Source organism: Methylobacterium sp. WSM2598 (genome assembly GCF_000379105.1).
Classification (GTDB): Bacteria; Pseudomonadota; Alphaproteobacteria; order Rhizobiales; family Beijerinckiaceae; genus Methylobacterium.
Genome location: NZ_KB900611.1, coordinates 34,280 through 38,651 on the forward strand (window position 1 = coordinate 34,280; position 4,372 = coordinate 38,651).

Here is a 4,372-nt window from a genome sequence, read left to right on the forward strand (position 1 = left end):
TCGAGGCCGCCTTCTGCCGTCTCAAGGACTTCCGCCGGATCGCCACCCGCTACGACAAGCTGGCCCGCAACTACGCCTCCGCTCTCGCCCTGGCCGCCGTGATCGCGTTCTGGTGCTGATTGAGTCCTGACCCTAGGGTCGGGGCAGCTCTCCTGACGGAGCGGCCGGACAGATCCGTGCACTACACCGAAGCCGACATCCTCGCCGCTTGCGGGCCGCGCGCGGTCCGGAACGGACGGGACTACCTGCGCAACGGCCGCGTCGTGCTCGTGGAGGTCAACGGCGACGTCATCGACGCCGAGGTCAGCGGCAGCGCACGCGATCCTTACATGCAGGTCATCGCCGTGAGGGCGCGCGCGCGACGGAGGGAGATCGAGGGCGGCTGCTCCTGCCCGGTCGGCTTCAACTGCAAGCACGTGGCGGCGGTCCTGCTCTCGCTCCTCGACAGTGCCGCGATCGAGCCGGCCGATCCAACCGAGCAGCGTCTGGCGCGCCTCGTCGCGCCACCCCCGCCGGTGTTCGGGGCACCGCTGCCGAGCCCCGACGGGCTGCCGCCGGCGCTCACGCAGTGGCTCGACCGGCCTCGACCGGGCGCGGCTCACGGCCGACGAGGATTACCCCGGGACGATCACCCAGCGGCTGGTCTACGTGCTCGGTTCCCTGGTGGTCGACCCCGGGCTGCCGCGTCTCGGCCTGCAGACGATCTCGACGCGGCTGCGCAAGGACGGGACCTTCTCCGACAGCGGGCGGCCCTACGCGCCCAGCTATGCGGGCGCGGACGGCCCGGCCCGGTTCCTGCGCCCATCCGACACGCGCATCCTGCGCATCCTCGCGGGTCTGCAGCGGCACTCGCTCTCGCACGGCCGGTTCTACGCGTACGACCTCAGCCACGACAGCGGGGCCGAAGTTCTGGCCGCGGTGCTCGCCACCGGCCGCGCCCGCTGGCAGGACGTGAACGGACCGCTCCTCGCGCCGGGTCCGCCGCGCACGGGGCGGATCACCTGGCAGGGCCAGGACGACGCGCTGCGGCCCTGGCTCGACCTCGATGGACCAGGGGAGGTGCTGACGGCGGCACCGCCCGTCTACGTCGATCTCGCGGCCGGCCTCGTCGGGCCGATCGAGACCGGGCTCACGCCCGGGATCGCCGGCACGCTGCTCGCGGCACCGCCAGTCCCGGCGGAGGCGGTCCCGGCCCTCAACGCGGTCCTGGCGCGGAGGGCACCGGAGCTCGCGGCCTACCGGCCACCGGAGCCGGTGGCGGAGCGCCTCGTCACCGCGCCGATCCCGGTGCTGCGGCTGATCCGCGGCCTCGTGAGGAAGCCCGCACCCGCGGTCTACGGCGCCTACTCCCTCGTCCAGGTCGAGCCGGTGGGCCTCGCGCGGCTCGACTTCCGTTACGGGCCGGTGCGGACGAGGCTCGGCGAGGGACGGGCGGTGGTGCCCCGGCTCAGCGACGAGCGGCTCTACGAGGTGGTGCGTGATCCCGCCGCCGAGCGCGACATGGTCAAGCGCCTGCTCGCCGAGGGCGTTGTCCCGGCCCGCGAGCGATACCCGTACGATCCCGAGCACGCCCGCGACTTCGTGCCGGAGAAGGGCGAGGCGGCCTGGGCCGACCTGCAGTACGGCCTCCTGCCCCGCCTGCGGGCGGAGGGCTGGGAGGTCGAGACCGCGCCCGACTTCCCCCTCCGGCTCGTACGGGCGGACGGCGCCCTCGCGGCCGAGATCCGTGAGGGGTCCGGCATCGACTGGCTCGAACTCGACCTCGGTGTCGAGGTGGATGGGGAGCGGATCGACCTCGTCGGACCGATCCTCGCGCTGCTGCGTCGGCCGGACCTCGACCTCGCCGCCCTCACCCGCGTGGGCGAGGTCCCGCTGACGCTGCCGCTTCCGGACGGGCGCGTCCTGGCCCTGCCGCCGGGGCGGCTGCAAGGGATCGTGGCGGCGATCCACGAACTGCTGATCGGTCGCGGCGACGAGGACGAGGGGCGGCTTCGCCTGTCAGCCGCCGACGCGGCGAGCCTCGCGGCCCTGGAAGAGGCGGGCGGCGAGGGTGTGGTCTGGCGTGGCGGCGAGGCGATCCGCGCCATGGGCCGGCGGCTCACGGCGAGCGGCGGCATCCCTCCGGTCGAGCCGCCCCCTGCTTTCCGGGCGACCCTGCGCCCCTACCAGAGCCGGGGCCTCGCCTGGCTCGCCTTCCTGCGCGAGGCCGGCCTCGGCGGCATCCTCGCGGACGATATGGGCCTCGGGAAAACCGTCCAGGCGCTGGCGATGATAGCCCTCGAGAAGGCGGAGGGGCGCCTGGACCGACCCGTCCTCGTGGTCGCGCCGACGAGCCTGATGGGCAACTGGCGGCGCGAGGCGGAGCGCTTCGCCCCGAGCCTGCGCGTCCTCACCCTGCACGGGCTAGAGCGCAAGGAGCAGTTCGGCGCCGCGTCCGACCACGACCTCGTGCTCACCACCTACCCACTGATCCCCCGTGACCACGAGGTGCTGAGGACGCAGGACTGGCACATCCTCCTCCTCGACGAGGCGCAGGCGATCAAGAACCCGGATGCGCGGACGACGCGGCTGCTGCATGGGATCCGGGCGCGCCACCGCTTCTGCCTCACCGGCACGCCGGTGGAGAACAACCTCGCGGAGCTGTGGTCGCTGGTGTCCTTCGCCTGCCCGGGCCTCCTCGGGGATCGCAGGCACTTCACCCGGGTCTGGCGCACACCGATCGAGAAGCAGGGCGACCGCGAGCGGAGCCGGCTGCTCGCCCGGCGCCTCAAGCCCTTCCTGCTGCGGCGGACCAAGGAGGAGGTCGCCCGCGACCTGCCACCCAAGAGCGAGATCGTTGAGCGCATCGATCTCGCAGGGGCGCAGCGTGACCTCTACGAGTCGATCCGTCTCGCGATGCACGCGCGGGTTCGGGCGGCCATCGCGGAGAAGGGCTTTGCGCGAAGCCGCATCGTCATCCTCGACGCGCTGCTCAAGCTGCGCCAAGTGTGCTGCGATCCGCGCCTGCTCAAACTCGATGAGGCGCCGAAGAGCTAAGCAGGAAACTGGGTGACGGAGGCGGTCAGGCGGCGCGGTGATCTGGGTTCGCAGTGACCTCGGTCCCATCTCGGAAGGTGACACCCGCCACCACCTTCGGCAACTGGTTCTCGCCCTTCAGCCGCCGCCAGGTGCGGGAGGCGGCCATCACCAGCTTGAACACCATCAACTTGGCGGTCGTGGGCGAGAGTGCCCCCTTGGTCCGCACCGTGCGGTGCCGGACCGTGGCGAACACACTCTCGATCGGGTTCGTGGTCCGAAGATGATCCCAGTGCTCAGCGGGCATGGCGTAGAAGGCCAGCAGGGCGTCGCGATCCTTCGTCAGACACTCCACCGCTCGGGCGTATTTGGCTCCATACTTCGCGACGAAGACTTCAAGTGCGACCTCGGCCTTGGCTCGGGTGGGCGCGCTGTGGATCTCGCGCAAATCGGCTTTCATCGTTCGCTGAACGGATTTCGGCACCTTGTTCAAGACATTGGCCGTCTTGTGCAGCCAGCAACGCTGATGACGCGTGCCGGGGAAGACCTCGTCGAGGGCCGTCCAGAAACCCAGCGCTCCGTCACCCACCGCGATCTCGGGCGCGAGGCTGAGCCCCCGCCGCTTCACATCCACCAGCAGCTCGCGCCAGCTCTGGGCACTCTCCCGCACCCCGACCTGGAAGCCCACCACCTCCTTCCTGCCCTCGGGCGTGGCGCCGATCAGCACGAGCATGCACTCGGCCTGTTCCTCCATCCGCGCCTGCAGGTAGACGCCGTCGGCCCAGACGTACACGTAGCGGCGCGCCGAGAGATCGCGGGCCTGCCAGCGGGCGTACTCGTCGGCCCAACTCGCGGTCAGCCGGGCGATGACGGCCGGCGAGAGGTTGGGAGCGTCCTGACCCAGAAGGGCCGCGAGCGCCTCCTGGAAGTCGCCGGTCGAGATCCCGCGCAGGTAGAGGACCGGCAGCAGGGCATCCAGGCTGCGCGTGCGCCGCGCCCACTTCGGCAGGAGGCTCGAGGAGAACCGGATCCGCTCCGCGGGGCTGCTCGCGCCGCGATCGCGGATGCGCACGCGGGCCACCGGCACCGGGCCGATGCCGGTCTGGATCGCGCGTTCCGGACCGTGCCCGTGGCGCACCAGGCGGGCGCGTCCGTCCGGCAGCCGCAGGTCCTGCATGGCGGTGAGGAAGACCTCGGCCTCGATCTCGACCGCCTGGGCGAGCAGGCGGCGGGCGCCCGCTCGCAGCACCTCGGTCAGGGGATCGTCGATCTCCTCGGGCTGACGAAGCCGCACGACGTTGGTAGGAGTGGTCATAGGCGTATCGCTCTCGCTGAGAGGTTCTGGCAGGCTTCGACA

General features: G+C 71.6%; 2 protein-coding genes and 2 pseudogenes. 3 read left to right on the plus strand and 1 reads right to left on the minus strand.

The annotated features are described in order from the left end of the window. The 3 genes and pseudogenes from MET2598_RS37985 to MET2598_RS0135330 form a co-directional block, all read left to right on the plus strand. Positions 1-119, plus strand: a pseudogene (locus tag MET2598_RS37985) (IS5/IS1182 family transposase); the annotation flags it as partial. Positions 120-329: 210 nt separating this feature from the next. Continuing rightward, a pseudogene (locus tag MET2598_RS43285) lies at positions 330-416 on the plus strand (hypothetical protein); the annotation flags it as partial. 232 nt (positions 417-648) lie between these two features. Then, complete coding sequence (locus MET2598_RS0135330) at positions 649-3,036, plus strand: DEAD/DEAH box helicase (protein WP_018264059.1); 2,388 nt, start codon at positions 649-651, stop codon at positions 3,034-3,036. 25 nt (positions 3,037-3,061) lie between these two features. Here the strand turns inward: MET2598_RS0135330 and MET2598_RS0135335 are convergent, their stop codons facing one another. Next, positions 3,062-4,330, minus strand: coding sequence for an IS256 family transposase (locus MET2598_RS0135335; RefSeq protein WP_018264060.1), 1,269 nt, complete (start codon positions 4,328-4,330; stop codon positions 3,062-3,064). Positions 4,331-4,372 lie beyond the last annotated feature (42 nt).